The organism is Pseudomonas sp. LF020 (genome assembly GCF_053456425.1).
The window spans coordinates 758789-781254 of record NZ_JBRFIX010000002.1 but is presented as its reverse complement, the minus strand read 5'-3'; the positions used below and the strand labels follow the sequence as shown (position 1 = coordinate 781254).

Here is a 22466-nt window from a genome sequence, read left to right as displayed (position 1 = left end):
GTCAGGCCTTGACCCAGCGCTGGCGGCTCCACGCACTCAGCGAATCCACGCCCAGCACCAGAATCAGCATCGCCAGAATCACCGTGCTCGCCTGCGCTTCCTGAAACAGGCTGAGGCTGACATACAGCATCTGCCCCAAACCACCAGCACCGACGAAGCCCAGCACACTGGCCATGCGGATATTGTTTTCCCAGCGATACAGGCAATACGCGAGCAATTGCGGGGCGAGGTTGGGCAGGGTGCCGTAGCAGAACGCGAGCACCGGATTGCCGCCCTGCAAGCGGATCGCTTCGGCCGGTTCCGGCGGGGTGTTTTCCAGCGCTTCGGCGAACAAACGGCCGAGCACTCCGGTGGTGTGCAGGGCCAGCGCCAGGGTGCCGGCATTCGGGCCGAGGCCGGCGGCGAGTACCATCAACGCCGCCCACACCAGTTCCGGAATCGCCCGCAGACCATTGAGTAGCAGCCGCGAAGCGCTTTGCAGCGGCCAGCCGAAACGACCGGCGGCAGGCAGCGCGAGCAGGATGCCGAACACCGCCGCGAGCAGGGTGCCGAGGGCCGACATGGCGAGGGTTTCCAGCGCGCCCTTGAGGATCGCCTGCAGGTGCGTGGCGCTCAGGTCCGGGCTGAGAAAGCGCTGCGCGTAGGCGCCCATCTGCTTGAGGCTGGTGGCGCTGCCGAGTTCACCGAGGTCGAGTTCGAGGTAACCGAACGAGGCGATGACCGCGACGCCAATGCCGACCACCAGCAACAGATTGATCAGGCGATTCATGTCAGCCTCCAGCGCAGCAGGCGGCTGAGTTGGTCGGCGCCGAGCACCAGGATCAGGAAGGTCAGCAACATGCTTGCCACTTCACCGCTGGCGAACATGCGCAGCGACAGATCGATCTGCTGACCGAGGCCGCCGGCGCCGACAAACCCCATCACCACCGACGCCCGAATCGCGCACTCCCAGCGATACACCGTGTACGACAGCAGCTCCGCCGCGACATTCGGCAGAATCCCGTAGGCGAACGCCGCGAGCCGTCCGCTACCGGCCTGCATCAAGGCGTGTGCCGGACGCTGGTCGGTGGACTCGAAAATCTCCGCGTAGACCTTGCCGAGCATGCCGCTGTAGGTGATGGCGATCGCCAGCACACCGGCCGCCGGGCCGAGGCCCACGGCACGCACGAACAGCAGTGCCCAGACGATCTCGGGCACGCTGCGCAAGAAGATCAGCAGCCCGCGCACCGGCCAGCGCAGCAAGCGTCCGAGCCGACTGGGAATGCCGCTGCGGGACGCCGCCGACAACGACAGTGCGCGGCTGGCAATCAGGCTGGCCGGCACCGCCAGCAACAGCGCCAGGGCCATGCCGGCGGTGGCGATGGCCAGGGTTTGCAGGGTCGCCTTGAGCAGCAACTGGAGAAAGTCATGATCATGTGCCGGTGGCCAGAACCCGGAGATGAAACGGCCCATTTCGGTCTGGCTGTCGCTGTGCAGCAGCACCCCCAGATCCAGTTCGCTGAGCTGGATACCCGGCCACAGCAAGGCCAGCGCCAGCAGGGTCAGCAATAATCGCGGCGCGGCGGCCGGGTCGCGTGAGTCAGCCCTCAGCATCGCGGGATCTGCACAATCAGCGGCGCACTCGGCGTCGTCGGGCTTTGCAATTGCTCGTTGGCGTACAGGGTATCGAGCATTTCGCGGCTGACCTGTTCCGCAGGGCTGTCGAACAGGATCTGGCCGTCGCGCAAACCGATGATGCGCGGGAAATGCGCCAGCGCCAGCTCCACCGCGTGCAGACTCGCCACCAGCGTGACGTTATGTGCCCGGGCATGCTGCGAGAGGATCGACAGGGTGTGCCCGGCCAACACCGGGTCCATCGCCGACACCGGTTCGTCCGCCAGCAGAATCTCCGGTGCCTGATACAGCACCCGGGCAATGCCCACGCGCTGCAATTGGCCACCGGACAATTGCTGGCAGTAAGCGAAAAGTTTGTCGCCCAGATCCAGGCGGGCGAGGGCCGCACGGGCGCCGGGAATATCCGTGGGATGCAGCAGATTCAGTAGGCTCTTGCCCAAGCTCCACTGGCCGAGTTTGCCGGCCAGCACCGCCGTCACCACCCGTTGGCGCGGCGGCAGCGGTGGGGCTTGATGCACCAGGCCGATACGTGCGCGCAGGCGTTGGCGTTGACGAGCGGAGAGGTGCCAGGGACGTTCGCCCAGCACCTCGATTTCGCCGCTGCTGGGGCGCAATGCGGTGGCCAGCAGGTTCAACAGACTGGATTTGCCGGCCCCGGACGGACCGATGATCGCCACCTGCTCACCGGCGCCAATCTGCAGGTCGACGCCACGCAGCGCATCGACCCCGTTGGTGTGGTGCAGACGGGCTTGTGTAAGGCTCAGGGTCATTTCAGCAGGTCGGCAGCGCGAGCAGCTTCCTCGATGCCCTTGTAGTTTTCGGGCTTGGTGTCGATGAAGCGGCTGGCCGCCTGCAGATCCAGAATCTTCTTCTGCTCGGGGTTGGCCGGGTCGAGGTCGAGGAAGGCTTTCTTGATCTTCGCCGCCAGCGCCGGGTCGAGGGTGCCACGCACGGTCCAGTTGTAATCGAAGTAGGCCGGGGTGGTGGCGTACACGTGGACCTTGCTGGTATCGACCTTGCCGGCGTCCACCAGTTTCTGCCAGACGCTGGCGTTCAAGACACCGGCATCGACCTTGCCGGCCTGGACCCAGGCGACGGTGGCGTCGTGGGCGCCGGAGTAGGCAACGCGGCTGAAATAGGCTTCCGGCTTGATGTTGTCGTTCTTCAGCATGAAGTAACGCGGCATCAGGCTGCCGGACGTCGACGATACCGAGCCGAAGGCAAAGGTCTTGCCCTTGAGGTCGGCCAGGCTCTTCACGTTCGGGTCGGCGCTGATGAACTTGCTGGTGAACTGCGCATCCTGCTCGCGCTGCACCAGCGGGATCACCGGGGTGGTGGCGTCGGTCTTCAGGCGTGCCTGAACAAAAGTGAAACCGCCCAGCCAGGCCATGTCGAGGCGGTCGGTCGCCAGCGCTTCAACCACCGCCGGATAGTCGGCCACGGGAACGAACTGCACTTTCATGCCCAACTGCTGCTCCAGGTATGCACCGAGCGGCTCGAACTTGCGCAGCAATTCGGTCGGGGCTTCGTCAGGAATCGCGCTGACCCGCAACACATCGGCGGCATGCGCCACCAGAGCAGAAAAAGACAGGGCCAGACCAGCAGTCAGTGCCAGGGTTCGTTTGAGCATGGAAATCTCCGTTTCATGAGCGTCGCATTCTAAGCGCCACGACGCGAGGTGTCGCGATCGGGCGCTCAATCAGGTTAGACGAAACGGCGAGGTTATACGCAGGCGTGCGGTGAAAGGCCAGCGCGCTTGTCCGGTGATGTTTTGCTCCACATTTCCTGCAGCCCACTGCCGCTGTGACCCCGCAAAACCCTGTAGGAGCTGTCGAGTGAAACGAGGCTGCGATCTTTGCGTTTCGATTGAAGATCAAAAGATCGCAGCGTGCCGCAGCGCCTACACGGGGATTTTGGCGATCACCTTGATCTCGAACTGAAACCCGGCCAGCCAGGTCACGCCGACTGCGGTAATCGTCGGATACGGTGCGCTGCCCCAGAACTCCGGTACCACTTCCCAGATCGTTTCGAAGGTCGATTGTGGATCGATCATGAACACCGTGACGTCCACCGCGTCGGCAAAGCTGCAACCGGCGGCATCGAGAATCGCATTGAGGTTATTGAACGCCAGGCGCACCTGGTCCTGCAGATCCGGCTCAGGCGAGCCGTCCTCACGGCTGCCGACTTGCCCCGAGACGAACAGAAAACCGTTGGAACGAATCGCCGGCGAATAGCGATGCCGCTCGTAAAGCGCATGGCGGGCTGGCGGGAAAACGACGTCGCGCTGGGTCATGGGTGTCTCCATCATTGTTTGGTGGTTGCTGATGGAGTGACTGTAGGGGCTTGCGCCGTGGCGATAAACGCGCAAGCTTGGCGTTCACTGTTTGCAGATTCCAAACAATCCGAGGGCGCAAAGTGGACCGTTTCGATGCAATGCAGGCGTTCGCCCGGGTGGTTGAGGCGGGCAGTTTCACCAAGGCTGCCGAGACCTTGCACATCAGCAAGACCACTGTCACTCAGCTCGTCCAGCAGCTGGAAGCCCGGCTGCGGGTCAGGTTGCTCAACCGCACCACACGCAAGGTCAACGTCACGGCCGATGGCGCGATCTATTACGAGCGGGTGATCAGGCTGTTGGCCGATATGGACGATGCCGAAACTAGCCTGACCGGCGCGTCGGCCCTGCCCAGGGGGCGTTTGCGGGTGGATGTGCCGAGCCCGCTGGCACGGCTGATTCTGATTCCGGCACTGCCGATGTTTCACCAGCGCTACCCGGAAATCCAGATCGATATGGGCGTCAGCGACCGGATCGTCGACATCATTGATGAGAACGTCGATTGCGTGGTGCGCGGCGGCGAACTGCTCGACCAGTCACTCATGGCGCGGCGGGTTGCCGATCTTCAGCTTGGGGTCTTCGCCGCGCCGAGTTATCTGGCCCGTGCCGGTACGCCGCAGCACCCGCGTGAGCTGGAAGACTCGCATCATCGGGTGGTCGGATTTCTCTGGGCGCGCACCGGCAAGCCGGTGCCTTACGCCTTGCACAACGGCAGCGAACACCTGCAGATCAAGGGCCGCCACGTGCTCGCCGTGGATGACGGCAACGCCTACCTTGCGGCAGGGCTGGCCGGCATGGGTGTGCTGTGGTTGCCCAGGTACATGGCGCACGCACATCATTCTCGGGGCGAGTTGGTGGCGCTGTTCGAGGACTGGCAACTTGAGCCGATGCCGCTCTATGTGGCATACGCGCCGAACCGGCATGTCAGCCAAAAGCTCAGGGTCTTTATCGATTGGGTGATGGAGTTGATGGCGTTGCATGGCAATGGCCCGGAACTTGCTGAAGCGCAAACCAGGACAGTCAAATAAATAGCGCTTTGACGGCGAATACCGCCACTGGCGGCTCTGGATGCACCGCTATTCACTCAAGGAGTTTCATTCGTCATGAATATGTACATCGATATTGTGGGTGCGTGCAATTTGAGCTGCCCCTCGTGCCCGATGGGTAACTCGGAAAACGTCAATTTCAAGAAAGCCATGCAAGTCGACATGTTCAGGAAGATCGTCGAGAAGGCCCGGGTCGAGGGGGTCAAATCGATTTTTCTTTATAACTGGACAGAGCCGTTGATTCATCCGCGAATCGGTGAGTTTGTCGAGATCGTCAATGCCGCTGGCTTGCGTTGCGGTATCAGTTCCAATCTGAATCTGGCCAAGAACATGGAAGTCGCGTTGCTCGCCAACCCATGGTTTTTCCGTATTTCTCTCTCTGGGTTTTACCAGGAAACCTACGAGAAAGGGCATGCGGGTGGCGACATCGAAGTCGTCAAACAGAACATGCTCAAGTTGCACGAGATCAAGCAACGAGAGGGGCTGGATACTCTGGTCGAGGTCTACTACCACCGCTATCTGGACAACATCGACGAAGAAGCGCTGATGCGCGAATTCAGTGAAGGCCTGGGTTTCAAGTTCGCGACCGGTTATTCAGTGATGATGCCGCTGGAGAAGACCCTGGCGATTGTCGAGCGTGATGTCTCTGTCACGGATGTTGATCATCAAACGCTGGAAAGACTGGCGTTGCCGCCTTACGACGATCTGGTCAATCTGATTCGGCATTATCCTAAAAAGGCGTGCTCGCTCAAGGACGATTGGCTGGTGCTGGACTGCAACGGAAATACAGTGCTGTGTTGCAGTATTTTCAATCAGACTGAATATCAGGTCGGCAAGTATCTGGACCTGCCTTTGCCGCAACTGACTCGACTCAAGTCGACTCAAGAAAACTGCGTCGATATGTGCAATCGTTGCGCAGCAAATGGCTTGCACCACTACGCAATGACCCCGAGTCAGGGGGCAATGGAAGCTCACGCAGTCAACCGCATCATCGATTTTCGCAAGCGTAGCGCCATTGGCCTTCCAGTCGCGAGTGACAAGCTTGGGCGCGACGGTGAAGTCAGTGCCGAGAATTTCGACGAAGCGCAATATCTTCAGATGAATCAGGACGTCAAGCACGCGATCTCCACGGGTGCCTTTACCAGTGGTTATCAACATTACCTGCTGTACGGACGTCTGGAAGGCAGGCTCGGTGCGGGTTATCTCACGGTCGTCTGAGATTATTGATCGGGCGTTGCCAGCCGAGTGCTCAGCCACTCGGTGAAGCTGCGCGCCATCGGGTCATTCTCGCTGTCACGATGGGTCAACAGCGCCCAGTTCGGGCCACGAATGGTTTGCTCCACCAACGGTTGCAGCAACCCCGTGTCCCGCGCCTGACGGCTGAGCAACTGGCTGACCAGCGCAATGCCAAGCCCTGCCGCAGCGGCATCGAGCAACAAACCCGGATCGGAAAAATTCAGCCCCTGATCCTGCTGCCCGACATCGACGCCGGCCTCCACCGCCCAATGGCTCCAGTCCATTTCCCGCTCACCGTGCAGGGTCGTGCGTTGCGCGGCCGGCTGCGCCAATACGCTTGGATGACACGCTGGAAACAGGCGGTCGGCATGCAGCACCTTGAAGCTGCATTCGGCTTGGGAGCTGATGTCGTCGCGCACCGCCAGATCGATGGTTTGCGTGGCCATGTCCGGCACCTCGTCGGTGCTGAAAATCCACAGGTCGACTTGCGGATGCTGGCGCCGAAAATCTGCCAGACGCGGCAGCAGCCAGTGCCGGGCGAACGCTGGCGTGGTGTTGAGCACCAGTTGATTGGGTTTCTGATATTGGCCCAGACGGCGGATGCCGACCGCCAGTTGCTGGAGCATCGCCTGCGTGGTGCTGAGCAGATCGTGGCCGGCATCGGTCAGCGACACGCTGCGACCACTGCGAAAGAACAGCGGTTGTTCGAGATACGCCTCAAGGCTGCGGATCTGCTGGCTGATCGCCGATTGGGTGAGGCTCAGCTCATCGGCGGCCTTGTGAAAACTGCCCAGACGAGCAGCCGCTTCGAAGCCGCGCAGGGAGCTGAGCGGCGGCCAGTGTTTGAGCATATCGATAAGTTCCTCTAATCAGTTGTGCGCTAAATCCATCGTTTGTTGCTGCGATTTCAGCGCCGTAGCATTCATCTCACGCCGAATCCCGGCAATTTCCATTGAACACAATGGCTTAATCGAGAGGTGCTTGTCATGCCGCGCAACGAGAATAACAACAACGCTTGGATGATGCCTGCCGAATGGGTGACGCACGCCGCGACGTGGATGGTCTGGCCGCATAACCAAGCGCTGTGGGAGTCGGGCTGGCGCGTGACCTTGCCGCTGGTGCAGGAGGATTTCGCCCGGGTCGCCAACGCCATCGCACGATTCGAGCCGGTGAAAATGGTCGTTGATCCCTCGGCGGTAGCGAGCGCCAAAGCCCTGTGTGGGCCGAACATCGAGCTGATCCCGCTGGCGGTCAACGACAGCTGGTGCCGCGACTCCGGCCCGAGCTTCATCTGCCACCCGCAACAAGGGCTGGCCGGTGTCAGCTGGCGCTTCAACGCCTGGGGCGGCAAGTCGGCGCATGAGCTGGACGAAAGCCTGGCGCGGCGCGCGCTCAATCATCTGGGGCTGGAATGTTTCGGCACGCCGCTGAGCAACGAGGGCGGGGCGATTCATGTCGATGGCGAAGGCACGCTGATCACCACCGAGTCGGTGCTGCTCAACCCCAACCGCAATCCGGGGATTGGCAAGGCTGAAATGGAAGAGATTTTCAGTCGTCTGCTCGGCGTGAAGAAAACCATCTGGCTGCCGGGTGATCCGGATTACGTCACCGGTGACATGACCGACGGCCACGTCGATGGCGTCTGCGCCTTCGCCCGTCCCGGCGTGTTGCTGGTGGATGCCACCCATGACCAGAACTCGGTGTACGCCGAAGTGGCCCGGGAGAATCGCCGCGCATTGGAGCTGGCAACCGACGCGCAGGGGCGCAAGTTCGAGCTGATCGAACTATTCGAAGCCAGTGAAGCGGTGGACAGCGAAGCCGAAGTGTTCTGCGCCTCGTACACCAATTTTTACATCGCCAACGGCGCGATCATCATGCCGGCCTACGGCATCGAGGCCGACGCGGCGGCGGCGAAAGTGCTGGCGCAGGCGTTCCCCGGACGCGAAGTGGTGCCGGTGCGCATCAATCATCTGGCTCATGGCGGCGGCGGGGTGCATTGCATCACCCAGCAACAACCGGCCTGGCCGGTGGAGGGTTGAGCGATGAGCCATTTGACCATCGCCACCACCCAGATGCCGTGCACCTGGGATCTGCCGCGCAACCTCGATCAAGCCGAGCAACTGGTGCGTGAGGCGGCCGCGAAGGGCGCGCAGGTGATCCTGTTGCAGGAGCTGTTCGCCACGCCGTATTTCTGCATCGAACAGAGCCACAAGCATCTGGCGCTGGCCGAGGAGTATCGCGACAGCCGCGTGCTGCAGCGTTTCGCCGCGCTGGCCAAAGAGCTGGGCGTGGTGCTGCCGCTGAGCTGGTTCGAGCAGGCCGGCAATGCGTATTTCAATTCGCTCACCGTGGCCGATGCCGACGGACGTCTGTCGGGGGTGTATCGCAAGACCCACATCCCCAACGCTATCGGCTATCAGGAGAAGGAATATTTCAGCCCCGGCGACAGCGGTTTCCGTGTGTGGGACACCGCGTTCGGTCGCCTCGGCGTGGGTATCTGCTGGGATCAGTGGTTTCCCGAGACCGCGCGTTGTCTGGCGTTGATGGGCGCTGAAGTGCTGCTGTTTCCCACGGCCATTGGTTCCGAGCCGGGCTGTGCAGCACTGGATTCCCGCGACCACTGGCAGATGACCATGCGCGGCCATGCCGCCGCCAATCTGCTGCCGGTGGTGGCCGCCAACCGGGTCGGGCGCGAAGTGGCGAGCACCGATCCGTCGCTGCAGATGAGCTTCTACGGTTCGTCGTTCATCAGCGATCACAAGGGCAAGTTGCTGGCCGAAGCCGACCGCGACAGCACGGGCGTGCTGGTGCACGGCCTCGACCTCGATGCGATGCGCGAAGAACGGCTGAGCTGGGGCATCTACCGTGACCGGCGCCCGGACATGTACGGCGCACTGCTCAGTCAGGATGGTCGCAACCTTCACGCACGCTGGAACGCTCAAGGGGTTTGATATGGCTACGCATCACAAACGACTGCTCGGCGTTCTGGGCCTGGCCCTGACTTGCGTGATCCCGGCGCTGCATGCCGAGGACAAAACCCTGCGGCTCTACAACTGGGCCGATTATTTTGCCGAAGACACGCTGAGCCGCTTCACCGCCGAAACCGGGATCAAGGTGATTTACGACGTCATGGACGGCAGTGAAACCCTCGAAGCGAAGATGCTCTCTGGCGGCAGCGGCTATGACCTGATCTTCCCCGGCGACACTGTGGCCGAGCGCCTGATGCGCGCCGGCAGCCTGATGCCGCTGGACCCATCGAAGCTCACGGAGATGGCCGATATCGAACCCGGTTTGCAGAAATTGCGCAGCCATTATGAACACTCAAGCAAAGCCACCGTGCCCTACACCTGGGGCACCATCGGCCTGACCTACAACGCGGCGCAGATCAAGCAGCGTATGGCTGACGCGCCGGTCAACAGCCTGGACATGCTGTTCAAACCGGAGCTGGCGGCGAAGTTTGCCGATTGCGGCATTTCGCTGATCGACTCGCCGGACGAAGTGCTGGCAGTGGTGCTCAATTATCTGGGGCGCGATCCGCGCAGCGCGAAACCGGCGGATCTGGCAGCGGCCGGTGAGGTGCTGATGAAGCTGCGGCCGTACGTGCGCAAATTTCAGTCGCAACCGGTGACCGATCTGGTCAACGGCAACCTGTGTCTGTCGCTGGGTTACAGCGGCGACATGACCCAGGCACAGCGCACCTCGGACAGCGCTGGCAAGACCACGAAATTCGAGTACCGCATCCCCCGCGAAGGCACCACGGTGTGGATGGACACCATGGCAATTCCCGTCGATGCGAAACACCCGGAATACGCCTACGCATTCATCAACTTCGTGATGCGCCCGCAGAATATGGCCGCAATCAGTAACTTCACCGGTTACCCGACTTCCAACGCCAAGGCGCGGGACAGCGTCGACGCCGCGATGCGCAACAACCCGGACATCTATCTCGACGAGGCGACCTATGCTCGATTGATCCCGGGCAAGGACATTCCCCAGGCCGACATGCGTGCACGGATGCGCACCTGGACCAAATTCAAAACCGCCACCCACCCATGATTCAACCGCCGGCGCCCGGTCGCCGGCCCTTTTCAGGAAAACCAGAGATGTCGACACGTCGTGAGTTCATCAAACAGCTATCGGTTGCCGCCGGTGTCAGCGCCGCGGTCATGGGCCTTGGCCTGGCGCCGGGCAGACTGCTGGCAGCCAGCGCGGGAGATTGGTTCATGCCCGACGAGGGTGACAGGCACGAACGCGCCTTCATCGCTTTCGGCGCACAGGACGCAATCTGGGAAGATTTCACTGCGGATGTGCAGGCCGCACTGGGCCGCATCGCCCGCACCATTGCCCGTTATGAGCCGGTTACGGTGTTGTGTCGCAGTGGCGAACGCAGCCTCGCCGAAGAGTATTGCGGCACCCGCAACGTCACCTACGTGACCGCCGCGCTCGACGACATCTGGATGCGCGATATCGGTGCCAATTTCGTCATCGATGACAAAGGCGGGCTTGGCGCGGTGGACTTCAATTTCAATGGGTGGGGCGACAAGCAGCGGCACAGCAAGGACGCGAAGATCGCCGCGCGGGTGGCCAGCGACGCACAGGCGACGTACCTGCGCAGTGAGCTGGTGGGCGAGGGCGGCGGCATTGAAATCGACGGCCACGGCACCGGGATCATGACCGAGAGCAGCTGGATCAACAGCAACCGCAATCCCGGCTGGAGCAAGGCCGATGTCGAGGTTGAACTCAAGGAACGTCTGGGCCTGCGCAAAATCATCTGGCTGCCGGGGATCAAGGGCAAGGACATCACCGACGCCCACGTTGATTTCTATGCGCGGTTCATCAAGCCCGGCGTGGTGATTGCCAATCTCGACAACGATCCTGAATCCTACGATCACCAGGTCACGCTGGCGCACCTGGAAATTCTCAAGAAAGCCACCGACGCTGACGGTCGCCCGCTGCAGATCCACACGATCTCGCCGCCGCTCAAGCCGCGCAAGAGCAAGTTCAACCAGAACAACCCGGATTTCGCCGCCGGTTACATCAACTACTTCGTGATCAACGGCGCGATCATCGCCCCAGAGTTCGGTGACAAGGAGGCCGACAAAAAGGCTTATGACCTGTTATCGAAGCTGTACCCGGAGCGCAAAGTCGAGCTGCTCAACATCGATGCGATCGCTGCCGGTGGTGGCGGGATTCACTGCGTGACCAGTCATCAGCCGCAAGCGTGATTGACTCTTTGGCCCATCGAGCCAACTATCGGCGCATAACAACATGACCGATGGGCCAGACCTTGATCGAACGACGTCAATTCAGCGGAGGCATGAAGGGCAAAAACCTTCGCTATCTGAATGAGCAATCTGCAGATTCACGCCTCACCCGCACGGGTTTTCTGTTGCTGGAACACTTTTCGCTGCCGGCCTTCACCCAGGCGCTGGATACGATCATCACTGCCAACCTGTTGCGCGCCGGACTGTTCAGCTCGCGCACGTTCGGGCTGGGCGAGGGTGAGGTGATCAGCGATCTGGGGCTGGTGATTCGTCCGGATGCGCGGATTGATATGGCCAGTCTTGCGGATCTGGACTTGCTGGTGGTGTGCGGCGGCTACCGCACTGAGCTGAAGGCCAGTGAAGAGTTGAGCAACCTGCTGCGCTCGGCGGCGGAGCGCGGGGTCAGTCTGGCCGGTTTGTGGAACGGTGCGTGGTTTCTCGGCCGCGCCGGACTGCTCGATGGTTATCGTTGCGCGATCCACCCGGAGCATCGCCCCGCGCTGACGGAAATTGCCAAAGCCACCCAGGTCAGCAGCGAACCTTATGTGATCGATCGCGACCGGCTCACGGCTTCCAGTCCGTCCGGGGCTTTCCATATGGCGCTGGACTGGATCAAGAGCCTGCACGGCAAGGCGCTGGTCGAAGGCATCGAGGACATTCTGGCGTTCGAGGAGTCGCGCTATCGGCGGATCAAACCGGATGAAAACCTCTGCGTCAGCGCACCGTTGCGCGAGGTGGTCAAGCTGATGGACGCCAACCTCGAAGAGCCGCTGGAACTGGAACAACTGGCGGTGTATGCCGGTCGCTCGCGGCGACAGCTGGAGCGTTTGTTCAAGGAACAACTGGGCACCACGCCGCAGCGCTATTACCTGGAATTGCGCATCACCGAAGCCCGGCGCCTGCTGCAGCACACCGAGCTGTCGCAGATGGAAGTGCTGGTGGCCTGTGGTTTCGTGTCGCCGAGCCATTTCAGCAAATGCTACAGCGCGTTTTTCGGTTATCGACCGTCCAGGGAAAAACGCCTGGTCAAATAGACCGAGGCGTTTTCTGCCTTCGACCTCAGAGGTGATCGGCGTCGATCACCGCCTGAGCAAACGCCTGCGGATCTTCCTGCGGCAGGTTGTGGCCGATGCCGCCGTTGATCAGGCGGAACTGGTACTTGCCGGTGAAGCGCTTGGCGTAATCCTCGGGCGCCGGGTGCGGCGCGCCGTTGGCGTCACCCTCAAGGGTGATAGTCGGCACGCTGATCGACGGGGCGCTGGCGAGTTTCTGTTCCAGCGCTGCGTATCGCGGTTCGCCCTGCACCAGACCCAGACGCCAGCGGTAGTTGAACACGGTGATCTCGACGTGATCGGGGTTCTCCAGAGCCTTGGCGCTGCGGTTGAACGTGGCGTCATCGAACGCCCACTTCGGCGATGCAAGTTGCCAGATCAGCCTGGCGAAGTCGTGGGTGTTTTTCCGGTAGCCGTCACGGCCACGTTCGGTGGCGAAGTAGAACTGATACCACCACTGCAATTCGGCCTTGGGCGGCAACGGGTTCTGCCCGGCAGCCTGATTGCCGATCAGGTAGCCGCTGACTGACACCAATGCCTTGACTCGCTCCGGCCACAGCGCCGAGACGATGTCTGCCGAGCGCGCGCCCCAGTCGTAACCACCGAGCACCGCTTGCTTGATGTTCAGGGCATCCATGAAGTCGATCACGTCGCTGGCCAGCGCCGCAGGCTGACCGTTGCGCAGTGTCTGGTCCGAGAGGAAATGCGTGTCGCCATAACCCCGCGCATACGGCATCAGCACCCGATACCCCTTGGCGGCGAGCAATGGCGCGACCTCGTCATAGCTATGAATGTCGTACGGCCAGCCGTGCAGCAGAATCACTACCGGCCCCTGCGCCGGACCGGTTTCGGCGTAGGCCACATCCAGCAGTCCGGCCTTTACATGCTTGAGCGGACCGAACGGCGAGGGCGCGGAATAGCTGACGTTGGGGGCGCCGGGTGCCGGTTGTGCGGCGGCGGCCGTTGGCATTTGCGTCGCCGCCAGCGCGCCGAACAGCGCCACGGCGAGGATGTTCATACGGTTGAATGCTGCGTTTTTCATGCTGAAGTCTCCTTGGCAATCCTGTCGGGGGCAGGTGCGGGCTGAGCCCGGCAAACCTTGCAGGCATTTGAACGCCGGGACGTATCTGGCCCATGTCGAAAAAGCGCCATGATTCAAGTTCATGTATCGCCGGGGTGCCTGTACACACTGTGATACACCGCCGGTGTGCTTTGTATGGCCGTGTATCCAGCGTTGCGCGTGATACACGGCGAGACCAGACGCGGGTCTTTCGACACATCGCCGCTACACCCGGCAGTCACCCTGCAGGCCTTCACACCATGACTGTCGAGAGGGCATTTGCATGCAACGCACACTGATTCTGGCCACCGTGGCCGCACTGGTTTCATTCACCGGCCTGGCACAGGCGGCGGACGCTCAGGCCATGAGCTGGCAGCAGGGTCTGAGCCGTACCGACCTGATTCATCAGGACCTGGGCGACGCCGATCACGAGGTGCTGCAGGCGCGGATCGATTTCGACCCGGGCGTGGCTGCGCCGCGACATGCGCATCCGGGTGTCGAGGTGGCGCACGTGCTCAGCGGCACGCTGGAGTATCAACTGGAGGGGCAGCCGGCGGTCACGCTGAAGGCCGGTGACTCACTGTTCATCCCGGCCGGCGTGGCCCATGTGGCGAAGAACGTTGGCCAGGAGCAAGGCGTGGAACTGGCGACCTATGTGGTGAAAAAGGGTCAGCCGCTGCTGGAACTGAAGCCGTGACCGGGCTTATCTGGCGCGCAGCAACTTGCGGTAATCCACCGGGGAAATCCCGCGGGCCTGACGAAAGGAATGGCTGAAAGAATTGGCCTGCGAGTAACCCAGCATCAGGGCGATGTTCATGATGCTGGTCTCGGTCCGGCGCAGGTAATGGTCGGCCAGTTCCATGCGCATGGTTTCCAGCACCTGATTGAAGTTTTCCCCTTCAGCCGCCAGTTTGCGCTGCAAGGTGCGCGGCGAAATCGCCAACTGCCGGGCCAGGCTTTTCAGGCTGAAATCGCCGGTCGGCAATTGTTCGGTGAGCAGCGCGCGCAAGCGGTCAGTCACGGAAAATGCCGGGTACGTCAGACACAACTGCCAGTCGGCCTCCAGCAGCATGCTGCGATGCATGCGCGGGTCGGCGCCCTGGATCCGCGTCGAGAGTGTCGACTCGGCAAACACCAGCGCATTGCAGCCGGCCTCGAACTGCACCGGACAGCCAAAGAAGTGTTCATACAGCGCCGGTTCGCCCACCGCCGGATGCATCATCCGCACTTCCAGCATGGGCTGATTGCTGGCGATCAACCAGCGGCCGAACGCTGCCCAGCCGACCATCAGCGCTTCCTGATGCAGGGCGCAGTAAGGCTCCAGCTCACTGATGCGTTGATCTTCGAGCGTCACGCGGCCGTCACCGATGACGATCCGGGTCTGGCTGGACGGGCTGTCGTAAACGATCTTGCCGAATCGCAAAATCATGTTCAGCGACTCGCCGAGTGTCGCGCTGGTCATCAGCACATAACCCAGCACGCCATAGGTGCCCGGGCGCACGGCGGCGCCGACCAACAGGCCGAAATGCGGCAGGTTGCTGCTCAGTGCCGCCAGTTCCAGCAAGGCACGCAGTTGGCGCATGGGAATGCGCACGATCGAGTCGGACAACTGCTCGCGTGAGAGTCCGGTCTGCTGCAACAGCCAATCAACATCGCAGCCGTATTGTTCGGCGACATCAAGGATGTGGTTCACGAAGGCAGCGCTGGAAGTGGCGGGTCGCATGGGGGGAGGGGAAGTCCGGTAATCCGGTGATCTTGCTTTTCCGAAAGGTGAAGAAAGCGACGTCGCCAAGGCGCGCGGCGTCAATAGATCCTACATGCGCCCGATCACCGGAATGCCGGTACCGGTGACCGCCGACGCTTGCTCCGAAATCAGAAACAGAATCACCGCCGCCAGCTGCGCCGGTGTCACCCAGCGCTGATGCTCGGCGTCGGGCATGGCTTCCCGGTTTTGCGGGGTGTCGAGAATGCTCGGCAGCACGGCATTGACCGTGATGCTCATGTCTTTGAGTTCTTCGGCGAGGCTTTCAGTCAGGCGCAGGACGCTGGATTTCGACGCGGCGTAAGCGCCCATCCCCAGTCCGGCCTTCGCCGCCATGCTCGCGCCGATATTGACGATGCGTCCGGCCGAGGATTGCAGCAGCAACGGCAGCAGGGCTTTGCTGGCGTTCAATGCGGTTCGAAGGTTCAGCGAGTAGAGCCGATCCCAGGCCTCCAACGCGCCGCCTAAAAGCGGTTCCCACGCATAGCCGCCGGCGCCGTTGACCAGTGCATCGAGACGGCCGAAATAGCGGTTGATCTGGTGGGCGACTGCCTGGCAATCGGCAACGGAAGTCAGATCGATACCGGACAGGACCAGTCGATTGTGCGAGCTGGGCAGCGTAATCGTCGCCCGATCGATCAGCACCAGATCCGCGCCCTGGGCTGCGGCCATGTCCGCCAGGGTCTCGCCGAGATTCCCCAGGGCGCCGGTAATCGCCACAACGCGCCGTGAGAGTGACTGAGTCATCAAGAGTCCTTTCCTTTTTAAGGGCGCATACTCTAATGATATCGGTGGCCCGTGGCATGCTTTTGGATGTCAACTTGTTGCGCAAAAGTGCCAAAATTTTATGCTTGGCAAAACAACGGGAAAGGGTCGTGAAACAGGCGTCAGAAAGTTGGCTTCAGGCGGGTGGCGCCAAGCGGATTCTGAAAGCCTGGCGATGGTTTGGTCTGGCATTCTTGTCGTTGTTTCGCCAAGCGCAAATCCTGTCCTGAAGTCTTTAGCACAGTTTTTCCGGGCGACGCCGCGCAAATCGGAAGTACGTTTTTTGCGCCACATAATCTGTTGCTGCAGCCAGCCAGTGCTACTTGTATCCTTGCGCGCGACAAGGACACGCGGCTGCAGTCATCGAGTCGCTCGACCCGCCGCAGGAACGGAAACCGGACTTTCCCAAAGGTAGTAATGTGAAGCGTGATACCCGCCTGGTTGTGCTTTTGTTGTTGGTGATCGGTTGTTCCCTCGCGTCACTGACGGTGTGGAAAGTGCTGGCCTCTCGAGAGCGCGCGCTGGAGGAAGTCAACGTTCATGGCTTGAACCTGACCCAGGCGCTGGCGACTTACTCCGAAGGCATCGTCCGCCAGAGTTCGTTGCTGCTGCTCGGGCTCGTCGAACGCCTGGAAACCGAAGGCAGCGGCCCCGCGCAGATCCAGCGTTTGAGCGCACTGGTCAATCGTCAGGAACCGCTGATGCCGCAGCTCAGCGGCATCACCATCTACGACAATCAGGGCCGTTGGCTGATGTCTTCCAATCGACCGATTCCGGTCGGGGCCAACAGCAGTGATCGCGCCTACTTCATCCATCATCGCGACGATCCGAGTCGCGAGACCTTTATCGGTCCGCCAATTCAGAGCCGCTCCAATCAGGAGTGGGTGATCACCGTCAGCCGCCGTTTCAACGATGCGCACGGCGAGTTTGCCGGGGTGGTGGCAGTTACCCTGGGGGTCGAAAACTTCCTGCGTCTGTTCGGCAAGATCGATGTCGGGCAGGAGGGTGCCATCGGCTTGTCCTACACCGACGGTACGTTGCTGGTGCGCTATCCGTTCCGCGAGCAGGACATGGGCCGCAACTTTTCCAAGTCGCCGATCTATGAGAAGTATCTGGTCGATCGATCGGTCGGTACCGCGTCGTTTACTTCCAGTCTGGATGGCGTCGAGCGGCTCTATGCCTTTCGCAAGAGTGACCGGTTGCCGCTGATCACCACGGTCGCCCTCGGCAAGCGCGAAGCCCTCGCTGCGTGGCGCATGGAAGCCTGGCTGTCGGCAGTGGTGGTCGCGGGGTTGCTGGGGCTCACCGGGCTCATCGGCTGGTTCCTGATTCTCGATATCCGCAGGCGTACCCGGGCTGAAGACCAGTTGCGCGGGACGCAGCAGCAGTTGCTCTCATCCAATCGTCAGCTTGAATTGCTGGCGATGAAAGACTCGCTGACCGGTCTGGCCAACCGGCGCTGCTTCGATGAGAGCCTCGCCATGGAAGCCCGGCGCGCCCAACGTGACGGCACGACGCTGGCGTTGCTGATGATCGATATCGATTACTTCAAGCTGTTCAACGATTCGTTCGGGCATGTCGCCGGCGATGCCTGCCTGCAGAAGGTCGGCACAATCCTCGAAGGTTGTGTACGGCGCCCGTCGGATCTGGTGGCACGTTACGGCGGCGAAGAAATGAGCGTGATCATGCCGGCCACCGACAGTGACGGTGCTGCGGTGGTGGCGCAGATGATCCTCGATCGCTTGCAGCAGGAGCACATCCCGCACCCGTCCAGCCCGTTCGGCCGGCTGAGTGTGAGTATCGGCATCGCTACGGCCTCGGGGTCGCAACTGGAAACCCTGCGAGGGTTGATCGAGGGGGCGGATCAGGCGCTGTATAACGCCAAGGCGCTGGGGCGCAACCGTTTTGTGCAGGGAACCTGGTGATCTGCGTCGGTGCCAACTATTCGAACTTTTCATGCTGCGCAACTAAAACCGTTGGTCAGCTCCCGGTGCAGTCCGACAGCCAAGCGACTACTTTTGTGGCTGGTCGATAAAATCACAGGAGCTACCAGGAACTATTGAAGTGTTGATTTCAGGAAGGATCTTGAATAAGGCGCGGTGCATCGCTCAGGCGATGTGTATCCAGACTCCCGGTCTGTAACGCAGGGCCCCGCCACCTTTTGCTTGTCAAGGAGAACACAGATGGCAATCAGCCGAGTAACCGAAACATCCGATAAAGCCGCTCTCGTCGAAGCCGAGGTATACCGTTGGTACAACCTCTTTTTTCCGTGGTCACGCGGTGTGGCTTGCCAGTCCGAGGGCGCCATCAAACCTTTGTACGATGCGCTGGCGAACGACTTTCGAGTGGTCCTGACGGATGGCCAGATCATGGACCGGGCGGACTACTGGGAGCGACTTTGGGGACTGTACGGCAAGCGCGTTGGCAGCCCCGAATCGCACATCATCAATCTTTCCATCACGCCTCTGCCGGGGGATCTTTTCCTCACGGTATTTGATCTGGTCAAAGACGGCATCACCAAGAAAAAAGTCGATTCGGCGCTCATGCGGCTGGACCCCACGTCGCCATCGGGTATCTCCTGGGTTTATGTGCATGAGAGTGAGCATGAGAGCGTTGCCGCGTAATTGCCGAGGACGCTCAAGTATTCTGAGTCGCGCAATCGAGATGCGCATGATGTAAACGACAAAGCCCTGATTATTCAGGGCTTTGTCACATAAAGAGGGCGTGCGCCGTGGTATTTGGCGTTAAGTATTTCTAATCATCGATGAAATCTACTTCGTTTTGCTTCTTTTAATGATGGATCTGTCCAATCATGACGCATGCCGACTCGATAAGGCCAGACGGCCTCTCTCTTCGCCCCGAGCAGCCATAAAATGGCTCGCAGTCATTTTTCTGCCCCTCAGCCAGTTATAGACATTCCTCTGTATTTTCAGATTTTCCCGACATTGGTTTGATGCGGCAGTTTTCCTGGATTCACCAGAATTTCATGTTTTGTTCAAGGCTTGTGCAGTCGAATTAGTTCATTAATTCGAGCGCTGTTACCTGCGCGGGTTTTGCGTGTGGAAATACATAATGGACGTTTGTCTCCAAAGGATTTTAGAGATCGAAGTTGTAAAAGGTATTGCAAAATGAAAACCGAAAAAGTGCTGGTTCTGAGGACATGCGCCAATAACATGGCCGACCATTGTGGTCTGATATGGCCTGCTTCAGGATCGGTGGAATGCCGGTTTTGGGAGCCGACGAGGAAACTTGAAAACGGCCTGACAGGCGTACTTTGGGGTCAGGGTTCAGACGCCCATCTGAGCCTGCAGGCGGATGCACGATGGGTTGTGTGTGAAGTGGCTGCAGGCGACTTGATATTTCTCGACGATGACGAAGGCGTGAAGTTTTCCCGTGCGGAAGTCGTCCATGTGGGTACACGCAACAGCGCATTGAATTACATCGCGGAGAATGCGGCGGATTATGAAGCGTCAACCACGAATTTGATCGAGACGTTCGTGTTTCCTCAAGTGCAACCAGAGACAAGTGAGACATTTTCCGCCCTCCCGGTTATCGCTGGCGGTCCTGTCGATGTGGTCAAACAGCGTACAACCGTCCGGGCAATGCAAAAGCTCGAAACAGCGATTTATGGCAGTACGCTAACGGGCGCCAGTCAGAGTCAGCTCATTGCCGGTTATGGCAGTACTGAAACCGCCGGAGACAGCAGCACACTTATTGCCGGATACGGCAGTACCGGAACTTCGGGGTCCGACAGTTCGATCATTGCAGGCTACGGCAGCACGCAAACTGCCGGAGATGAGAGCTCGCTGATGGCGGGTTACGGCAGCACCCAGACCGCCAAGGCAGGCAGCGATCTCACCGCCGGCTACGGCAGCACCGGCACCGCAGGCTCCGACAGTTCGTTGATTGCCGGGTATGGCAGTACGCAGACTGCAGGCGGAGAAAGCTCGCTGACCGCCGGTTACGGCAGCACCCAGACAGCCCAAGAGGGCAGTGATCTCACTGCCGGCTATGGCAGCACAAGCACCGCCGGTACTGACAGTTCGCTGATCGCCGGGTATGGCAGTACGCAAACGGCTGGCGGCGAAAGCTCGCTGACCGCCGGTTATGGTAGTACGCAAACAGCCCAAGAGGGCAGTGATCTCACCGCCGGTTACGGCAGCACCAGCACCGCCGGCTCCGACAGTTCGCTGATCGCGGGTTACGGCAGTACGCAGACTGCTGGCGGCGAAAGCTCGCTGACCGCGGGTTATGGCAGTACGCAAACCGCGCAGATCGGTAGCGATCTCACCGCCGGTTACGGCAGCACCGGCACCGCCGGCTCCGACAGTTCGCTGATCGCGGGTTATGGCAGCACGCAGACTGCGGGTCAGGAAAGCTCACTGACCGCCGGTTACGGCAGTACACAAACGGCTCAGGAGGGCAGTGATCTGACCGCCGGTTACGGCAGCACGGCCACCACCGGACCAGACAGCATGGTGACTGCCGGTTATGGCAGCTCACAAACCGCCGGTCATGGCAGTGCTCTGATTGCCGGTTATGGCAGCACCCAGACTGCCGGCTACAAAAGCATTCTGACCTCGGGTTATGGCAGCACTCAGACTGCCCAGGAAAGCAGTGATCTCATTGCCGGATATGGCAGTACCGAAACCGCGGGTTACGACAGCTCGCTGATCGCCGGTTACGGCAGCACGCAAACTGCCGGCCACGGAAGCATCATGACTGCGGGTTACGGCAGTACCCAGACCGCACAGGAAGGCAGTTCGCTCACAGCAGGTTATGGCAGCACGAGCACCGCCGGGCCTGACAGTTCGCTGATCGCAGGTTATGGAAGCACCCAGACTGCCGGACACGAAAGCACCCTGACCGCGGGTTACGGGAGTACCCAGACTGCTCAGGAAGACAGTTCCCTCACTGCGGGATACGGCAGTACCTCAACCGCGGGATTCAACAGTTCGCTGATCGCCGGTTATGGCAGCACGCAAACAACGGGGTACGAGAGCACCTTGACTGCCGGATACGGCAGCACCCAAACCGCGCAGGACAACAGCTCGCTGACCACTGGCTACGGCAGTACTTCGACGGCTGGCTATCAAAGCTCGTTGATTGCCGGCTACGGCAGTACGCAAACCGCAGGCTATGGCAGCACCCTGACCGCCGGCTACGGCAGTACGCAGACCGCTCAGGAACAAAGTTCGCTGACCACCGGTTATGGCAGCACTTCGACCGCAGGGTACGAGAGCACCCTGATCGCCGGATATGGCAGCACACAGACCGCAGGTGACGACAGTATCCTGACCGCGGGTTATGGCAGCACGCTCACCGCACTCGACAGCAGTACCCTGACCGCCGGTTACGGCAGTACGGAAATCGCCGGATCTGGCAGTTCGCTGATGGCTGGTTACGGCAGTTCGCAGACCGCCGGCTACGAGAGCACGCTGACCGCGGGTTATGGCAGTACCCAGATGGCGGCGCGTGACAGCACATTGACTGCAGGTTACGGCAGCACCGGGGTTGCAGGGCAAGACAGTTCGCTGATTGCCGGTTACGGCAGCAGCTTGACCAGCGGCATTCGCAGCTATTTGACCGCCGGTTACGGCAGCACACTGATCAGTGGACTGCACAGCGTCCTGACTGCCGGGTATGGCAGCAGTCTGACCTCCGGGATGCGCAGCAGCCTGACAGCCGGATATGGCAGCAACCAGATCGCCAGTCATAAGAGCTCGCTGATTGCGGGTCAGGAAAGCACGCAGATTGCCGGGCATAAAAGTATGTTGATCGCCGGCAAGGGCAGCTCGCAAACAGCGGGTTCGCGTAGCACGTTGATCGCCGGCGCCAACAGCATCCAGATGGCGGGTGATCGCAGCAAGCTGACTGCCGGCGCAGACAGCACCCAGACAGCCGGCGACCGCAGCAAACTCCTGGCAGGCAGCAACAGTTACCTGACGGCGGGCGATCGCAGCAAACTCACCGCTGGCGACGACTGTGTGCTGATGGCTGGGGATCGCAGCAAGCTGACCGCCGGCAAAAACTGCGTGTTGACCGCCGGTGCCGACAGCCGACTCATCGGCAGCCTCGGCTCAACGCTTTCAGGCGGGGAGAATTCAACCCTGGTTTTTCGCTGCTGGGATGGCAAGCGCTACACCAATGTAGTGGTCAAGACCGGAATCGACGGGGTAGAGGCTGACGTGCCGTATCAGATTGACGAGGACAGCAATGTTCTGGTCAGGGCCGAGGACAACGACAAGATGCCTGAAGAGATCCATATCACACCGGAACCGGGCGAGGAGCGATAAGGCCTGACGCGTCGCGGTTCTTCGTCAGATCTTTTGAAC

Annotated in this window: 20 protein-coding genes; 11 read left to right on the top strand and 9 right to left on the bottom strand. The window is 60.8% G+C overall.

Translation table 11 applies throughout. The features are described 5' to 3' along the window. Position 1: 1 nt before the first annotated feature. The 5 genes from phnE to ACU680_RS07405 all read right to left on the bottom strand — a co-directional run bounded on the left by phnE (position 2) and on the right by ACU680_RS07405 (position 3907). The gene (gene phnE, locus ACU680_RS07425; RefSeq protein ID WP_123588076.1) at positions 2-769 is read right to left on the bottom strand and encodes a phosphonate ABC transporter, permease protein PhnE; all 768 of its coding nucleotides are present in this window, start codon (positions 767-769) and stop codon (positions 2-4) included. Continuing rightward, on the bottom strand, positions 766-1593 hold the full coding sequence (locus ACU680_RS07420) for a PhnE/PtxC family ABC transporter permease (protein ID WP_367084698.1): 828 nt from the start codon (positions 1591-1593) through the stop codon (positions 766-768). Before ACU680_RS07420 ends, phnE begins: the two co-directional genes overlap by 4 nt. Continuing rightward, a complete protein-coding gene (locus ACU680_RS07415) occupies positions 1587-2384 on the bottom strand; it encodes a phosphonate ABC transporter ATP-binding protein (protein ID WP_448179099.1) in 798 nt (265 codons plus the stop codon). Before ACU680_RS07415 ends, ACU680_RS07420 begins: the two co-directional genes overlap by 7 nt. Further along, positions 2381-3244 (bottom strand): putative selenate ABC transporter substrate-binding protein, encoded by an 864-nt coding sequence (locus tag ACU680_RS07410; RefSeq protein WP_448179098.1) that lies wholly within the window; start codon positions 3242-3244, stop codon positions 2381-2383. The genes ACU680_RS07415 and ACU680_RS07410 overlap by 4 nt, the downstream gene beginning before the upstream one ends. Positions 3245-3514: 270 nt before the next feature. Beyond that, entirely contained in the window at positions 3515-3907 is a 393-nt protein-coding gene (locus ACU680_RS07405) for a RidA family protein (RefSeq protein ID WP_047602105.1), read from the bottom strand. A gap of 122 nt (positions 3908-4029) precedes the next feature. Between ACU680_RS07405 and ACU680_RS07400 the strand changes: the two genes are divergently transcribed. After that, positions 4030-4974 carry a LysR family transcriptional regulator gene (locus ACU680_RS07400; protein ID WP_448179097.1) on the top strand — a complete coding sequence of 315 codons (945 nt, stop codon included), beginning with the start codon at positions 4030-4032 and terminating at the stop codon, positions 4972-4974. A 75-nt stretch (positions 4975-5049) separates the two neighbouring features. Then, complete coding sequence (locus ACU680_RS07395; protein ID WP_448179096.1) at positions 5050-6210, top strand: radical SAM protein; 1161 nt, start codon at positions 5050-5052, stop codon at positions 6208-6210. Positions 6211-6212: 2 nt separating this feature from the next. Here the strand turns inward: ACU680_RS07395 and ACU680_RS07390 are convergent, their stop codons facing one another. Continuing rightward, positions 6213-7079: a LysR substrate-binding domain-containing protein gene (locus tag ACU680_RS07390; protein WP_448179095.1), complete on the bottom strand. Its 867-nt coding sequence runs from the start codon at positions 7077-7079 to the stop codon at positions 6213-6215. A 135-nt stretch (positions 7080-7214) separates the two neighbouring features. On the opposite strand from ACU680_RS07390, the gene ACU680_RS07385 reads away from it, so the two are divergent. Genes ACU680_RS07385 through ACU680_RS07365 form a run of 5 tightly spaced genes read left to right on the top strand, consistent with a single transcriptional unit; the run spans position 7215 to position 12526 of the window. Beyond that, positions 7215-8267, top strand: coding sequence for an agmatine deiminase family protein (locus ACU680_RS07385; protein WP_448179094.1), 1053 nt, complete (start codon positions 7215-7217; stop codon positions 8265-8267). 3 nt (positions 8268-8270) lie between these two features. Then, complete coding sequence (gene aguB, locus ACU680_RS07380; RefSeq protein WP_329697819.1) at positions 8271-9179, top strand: N-carbamoylputrescine amidase; 909 nt, start codon at positions 8271-8273, stop codon at positions 9177-9179. Position 9180: 1 nt separating this feature from the next. Continuing rightward, complete coding sequence (locus tag ACU680_RS07375; RefSeq protein WP_448179093.1) at positions 9181-10284, top strand: extracellular solute-binding protein; 1104 nt, start codon at positions 9181-9183, stop codon at positions 10282-10284. Positions 10285-10331: 47 nt separating this feature from the next. After that, a complete protein-coding gene (locus ACU680_RS07370; RefSeq protein WP_448179092.1) occupies positions 10332-11453 on the top strand; it encodes an agmatine deiminase family protein in 1122 nt (373 codons plus the stop codon). 50 nt (positions 11454-11503) lie between these two features. After that, positions 11504-12526, top strand: a complete 1023-nt coding sequence (locus tag ACU680_RS07365; RefSeq protein ID WP_448179091.1) for a GlxA family transcriptional regulator — start codon at positions 11504-11506, stop codon at positions 12524-12526. Between the two features lie 25 nt (positions 12527-12551). On the opposite strand, the gene ACU680_RS07360 is transcribed toward ACU680_RS07365, so the two are convergent. Further along, positions 12552-13586, bottom strand: a complete 1035-nt coding sequence (locus tag ACU680_RS07360) for an alpha/beta fold hydrolase (RefSeq protein ID WP_367084688.1) — start codon at positions 13584-13586, stop codon at positions 12552-12554. 301 nt (positions 13587-13887) lie between these two features. Here ACU680_RS07360 and ACU680_RS07355 point away from each other — a divergent pair, with 301 nt between their 5' ends. Then, complete coding sequence (locus ACU680_RS07355) at positions 13888-14301, top strand: cupin domain-containing protein (protein ID WP_367084687.1); 414 nt, start codon at positions 13888-13890, stop codon at positions 14299-14301. A 6-nt stretch (positions 14302-14307) separates the two neighbouring features. On the opposite strand, the gene ACU680_RS07350 is transcribed toward ACU680_RS07355, so the two are convergent. Next, positions 14308-15327: an AraC family transcriptional regulator gene (locus ACU680_RS07350; RefSeq protein ID WP_448179090.1), complete on the bottom strand. Its 1020-nt coding sequence runs from the start codon at positions 15325-15327 to the stop codon at positions 14308-14310. Positions 15328-15417: 90 nt separating this feature from the next. Continuing rightward, the gene (locus ACU680_RS07345; RefSeq protein ID WP_367084685.1) at positions 15418-16113 is read right to left on the bottom strand and encodes an SDR family NAD(P)-dependent oxidoreductase; all 696 of its coding nucleotides are present in this window, start codon (positions 16111-16113) and stop codon (positions 15418-15420) included. Between the two features lie 437 nt (positions 16114-16550). On the opposite strand from ACU680_RS07345, the gene ACU680_RS07340 reads away from it, so the two are divergent. The 3 genes from ACU680_RS07340 (at position 16551) to ACU680_RS07330 (ending at position 22427) form a co-directional block, all read left to right on the top strand. Beyond that, positions 16551-18056 carry a sensor domain-containing diguanylate cyclase gene (locus tag ACU680_RS07340; RefSeq protein WP_367084684.1) on the top strand — a complete coding sequence of 502 codons (1506 nt, stop codon included), beginning with the start codon at positions 16551-16553 and terminating at the stop codon, positions 18054-18056. A gap of 258 nt (positions 18057-18314) precedes the next feature. Further along, on the top strand, positions 18315-18755 hold the full coding sequence (locus ACU680_RS07335) for a hypothetical protein (protein WP_448179089.1): 441 nt from the start codon (positions 18315-18317) through the stop codon (positions 18753-18755). A 978-nt stretch (positions 18756-19733) separates the two neighbouring features. Further along, positions 19734-22427, top strand: coding sequence for a beta strand repeat-containing protein (locus tag ACU680_RS07330; protein WP_448179088.1), 2694 nt, complete (start codon positions 19734-19736; stop codon positions 22425-22427). The last annotated feature ends 39 nt before the right edge of the window (positions 22428-22466 follow it).

Bases quoted from the DNA above. Each gene is read 5' to 3' on its own strand.
- ACU680_RS07365 (WP_448179091.1), top strand. From the start codon at position 11,504: ATGGGCCAGACCTTGATCGAACGACGTCAATTCAGCGGAGGCATGAAG.
- phnE (WP_123588076.1), bottom strand. From the start codon at position 769: ATGAATCGCCTGATCAATCTGTTGCTGGTGGTCGGCATTGGCGTCGCG.
- ACU680_RS07345 (WP_367084685.1), bottom strand. From the start codon at position 16,113: ATGACTCAGTCACTCTCACGGCGCGTTGTGGCGATTACCGGCGCCCTG.
- ACU680_RS07335 (WP_448179089.1), top strand. From the start codon at position 18,315: ATGGCAATCAGCCGAGTAACCGAAACATCCGATAAAGCCGCTCTCGTC.
- ACU680_RS07390 (WP_448179095.1), bottom strand. From the start codon at position 7,079: ATGCTCAAACACTGGCCGCCGCTCAGCTCCCTGCGCGGCTTCGAAGCG.
- ACU680_RS07370 (WP_448179092.1), top strand. From the start codon at position 10,332: ATGTCGACACGTCGTGAGTTCATCAAACAGCTATCGGTTGCCGCCGGT.
- ACU680_RS07420 (WP_367084698.1), bottom strand. From the start codon at position 1,593: ATGCTGAGGGCTGACTCACGCGACCCGGCCGCCGCGCCGCGATTATTG.
- ACU680_RS07330 (WP_448179088.1), top strand. From the start codon at position 19,734: ATGCAAAAGCTCGAAACAGCGATTTATGGCAGTACGCTAACGGGCGCC.
- ACU680_RS07395 (WP_448179096.1), top strand. From the start codon at position 5,050: ATGAATATGTACATCGATATTGTGGGTGCGTGCAATTTGAGCTGCCCC.
- ACU680_RS07355 (WP_367084687.1), top strand. From the start codon at position 13,888: ATGCAACGCACACTGATTCTGGCCACCGTGGCCGCACTGGTTTCATTC.
- ACU680_RS07350 (WP_448179090.1), bottom strand. From the start codon at position 15,327: ATGCGACCCGCCACTTCCAGCGCTGCCTTCGTGAACCACATCCTTGAT.
- ACU680_RS07405 (WP_047602105.1), bottom strand. From the start codon at position 3,907: ATGACCCAGCGCGACGTCGTTTTCCCGCCAGCCCGCCATGCGCTTTAC.
- ACU680_RS07375 (WP_448179093.1), top strand. From the start codon at position 9,181: ATGGCTACGCATCACAAACGACTGCTCGGCGTTCTGGGCCTGGCCCTG.
- ACU680_RS07415 (WP_448179099.1), bottom strand. From the start codon at position 2,384: ATGACCCTGAGCCTTACACAAGCCCGTCTGCACCACACCAACGGGGTC.
- ACU680_RS07410 (WP_448179098.1), bottom strand. From the start codon at position 3,244: ATGCTCAAACGAACCCTGGCACTGACTGCTGGTCTGGCCCTGTCTTTT.
- ACU680_RS07360 (WP_367084688.1), bottom strand. From the start codon at position 13,586: ATGAAAAACGCAGCATTCAACCGTATGAACATCCTCGCCGTGGCGCTG.
- aguB (WP_329697819.1), top strand. From the start codon at position 8,271: ATGAGCCATTTGACCATCGCCACCACCCAGATGCCGTGCACCTGGGAT.
- ACU680_RS07385 (WP_448179094.1), top strand. From the start codon at position 7,215: ATGCCGCGCAACGAGAATAACAACAACGCTTGGATGATGCCTGCCGAA.